The 2,994-nt window shown below is 29.1% G+C and carries 2 protein-coding genes; both read right to left on the minus strand.

Features of this window, described 5'->3' with window-relative positions:
• The coding region (locus CD116_RS08000; protein WP_103325239.1) for a hypothetical protein at positions 1-2,016 on the minus strand (2,016 nt) is incomplete at its 3' end.
• 2 nt (positions 2,017-2,018) lie between these two features.
• Positions 2,019-2,936, minus strand: coding sequence for a DUF1672 domain-containing protein (locus tag CD116_RS08005; protein ID WP_047549280.1), 918 nt, complete (start codon positions 2,934-2,936; stop codon positions 2,019-2,021).
• Positions 2,937-2,994: the final 58 nt, after the last annotated feature.

The following is a 2,994-nucleotide window of genomic DNA, read 5'->3' on the forward strand; positions in this document are numbered from 1 at the left end:
AGCATGAGCTTGTGTGTTTAAAATAAACATATCGTCATAATGCGATGGTTCAAAAATTTGATTAACAATTAATGGCTTCATGTTTTTAATAATATCATCTAAGTGATTTTCTAAAATTGGTGAAGCTGTTTTTAAGTTATTTAAAAACTCATCTAAATTTTTAAGTTTAATCTTTAAAGCTTCAAGGGCTTCATCAAATTTATCCACATTTATTCCCATTGCCTTTAACTTCGTTTTCATTGTGAGTTTGTATATTATATTGTCTATTTCAACAATATATCTTAAAACTGTTTCTATCAATTTTATTACTTCAAGAATAAAGTTTAATACTGGTTCAAAATAATTATTGTAAGTTTCTTGAACATAATCACTAATCTTGTTAACTGCATTATCAATATGGTTTTTTAAAATAGTCATTTTTCTAGTTAAATAATTAGAAGATTGCACTTGACCTGAAATCATATGTTCCCCGCTATAATTAATAGATAAGTTTCCATCCATTACCGTCGCATCTTGATAAGACATTATATTTTTGATATCGTTTATCTGGTCGCCATATACATCATTTTGCTTTTTCACAAAATTTATATTATCATTCACAACATTTAAATGTTTCATCATTTCCTCTGTCACACCATCTTCAAAATCATGATCTAAATTTTTAAACATTTCTTTAATTACGTTGTCAAGTGAGTCATGTAAACTTTCTATACCACGTTGTAATTTTTTATCTAAATTTTCTAGGTTTTCTTCAATAGTATTTAAATCAAGAATAAGGACTCCAGCTGCTGGAGCTATTAAGATAATTCCAATAAGATATCTTTTGACATCATCAATTGCGCTAAATGCATCCTTTTTAAAAGAAGTTAATTCCCTACTCATCCCTTCAAGGATATCAACTTCGACAATATTTTTAAAATCTTGTTTAAGTTTATGTTTTCTTTCTCCAAAATTAGAATTTTCAACCTGTGAAATGTTATAGCTCTCATTCAAATAATTTACACAATCGGTTAACATATTACTTGTTTCACCAGTTACCAAATTACTTAATGCACTAAGGTTTTCTAGATTTAATTTTATAGGAGTCCCTTTACCAGTTCTCGCTATTGAATCTCCTGTCCACACATTAATTGGAATTCTATCATCCATATTTATATCGATTTCAATAGTTTTTTTGACTTTTTTACCATTTTTAATCACAGTATCTTTAACTGATTTAATTTTATAAACTGGTAAATCCGTATAAGTATTATATCTTGGATTTAATTTTCTTTTATAACCTAAATGACTATTTACTAATCCATCTATCGTTGGCACACCAGTTTCTAAATTCACTCGTTTTCCAAGTGTCGGAGTGGCAAATGGATCCTGTAGCCAAGATAAAATATCAAACTTACTATGATAATTAATCATATTTTTAAAGTTTTGAGATTTGAAATTTCCCCATATTGACTTTGGTAACATGGCAGGGTTTGTAGAAACTATATTTTTATTCGGATTAATCAACCCTTGATGGTTAGCACTTGCTCCCCCTTGAGAATTGCCTCCATCAGACTTAATCGTTTTGTTTTTATACGTAGACGGATTTTGCTTATATTTCCTTAAAAAATCAGAGCTTTTAAGTGTATCTGCATCTTTTAGTTTCTGTTCATACGATTTAATATAAGCATTATTTTGTTCTAATAAAGAAGTTGACTTATTTTTGTCATTCATCAACTTTATATTTTCAATCCAATCATCAGCAACCTTCCCACGAAAAGGATTGCTTTTCACATCACTCTTTTGGTTATCTGTACCTTGAAATAATAATACTTGTTTGCCTGTAGGTGTTTCATTTTCATCCAATAGTTCATAAACTTTTATATCTGAACTATTATTTTTATTAGCTACTTTCGTTATCTCTTCGACTTGTTTGAATTTTTTATCGTTAACTCTAAATTTACTACCATCTTTAATATCTTGGTAAACCCAATAACCACTTAACTCAGTTAAATCTCTATCGTTTATATTGTTCATTTTCACTCAACCTCAATCTTAATAGGTTTGTTATCACTATAATTTACTCGTTTAGTATTAATGGTAGATTTCGTTAGTTGTAAAAATATTTTCGTGTTTTCTAAATTAAGGTTTAACTTTTTCACGCTTTCGGATAAATCTATAGCATCATCTAATTTCTTGTCCTTTGAAAAGTTTCTACTTTTCGAGAACAGTGTTGTGTACAATTCTATTTCAGCTTTGTAGCCTACTCCTCTTCTTGCATCTTTCATACCTTTTTTAAAATCTAGATTATTTTTTTTTATCAGAGGTTCGTAATATTTTCTATATTCTTGAAGTGTTGGTATATTTGCAACGATATAAAAATATTCATTTTCATATCCACTATTTTGTGTCTTATTGATTGCTTCTTTAGTAAAGCCTGTATATTGATATTTCTTTTCATTATCTTTAAAAAATTTATATAAATTATCATACTTTTCTTTTTGTGCTCGATATTCAAAGCCACTGAGTACTGTACCTACTAAAGTGCTCATATCATCGCCTTTATCTTCACTTCTTAATGAGCTATTACTGTCAATAATTGATTTGTCAAATGGAATACTTGCATTAAATACGATGTCGTGGTCATCACAATGCACGAATACCTCTACACCGTCGCCACTACCTACAACATTGGTAGCTTTAACTTTTAAACCGAAGTTATCCATAAAAAATTGTTCGCCTCGTTTGGCTATTTTATCTTTATGCTTCTTCGCAAATTCAATCGCATCTTTTTCTGCAGGTGGTTGGAAACCTTGGCCTACATATTTTGAAGCTTCCATTTCTTCTGGTACAGATTTTGTTTCTGTATTTGTGTCTTTTTTTGATTCATTTTCCATCGCGGAACATCCCCCTAAGATTAATGTCGTGGTTAAAACTGATCCAATGAACTTTTTCATATGACACCTCGAATAATTTAATTATTACAATATATCTATATTTTACCCTATTTTTATA

The sequence above is a fragment of the Staphylococcus schweitzeri genome (assembly GCF_002902405.1).
Classification (GTDB): domain Bacteria; phylum Bacillota; class Bacilli; order Staphylococcales; family Staphylococcaceae; genus Staphylococcus; species Staphylococcus schweitzeri.

Coding starts and splice junctions, on each gene's coding strand:
- CD116_RS08005 (WP_047549280.1), bottom strand. CDS start 2,936: ATGAAAAAGTTCATTGGATCAGTTTTAACCACGACATTAATCTTAGGG.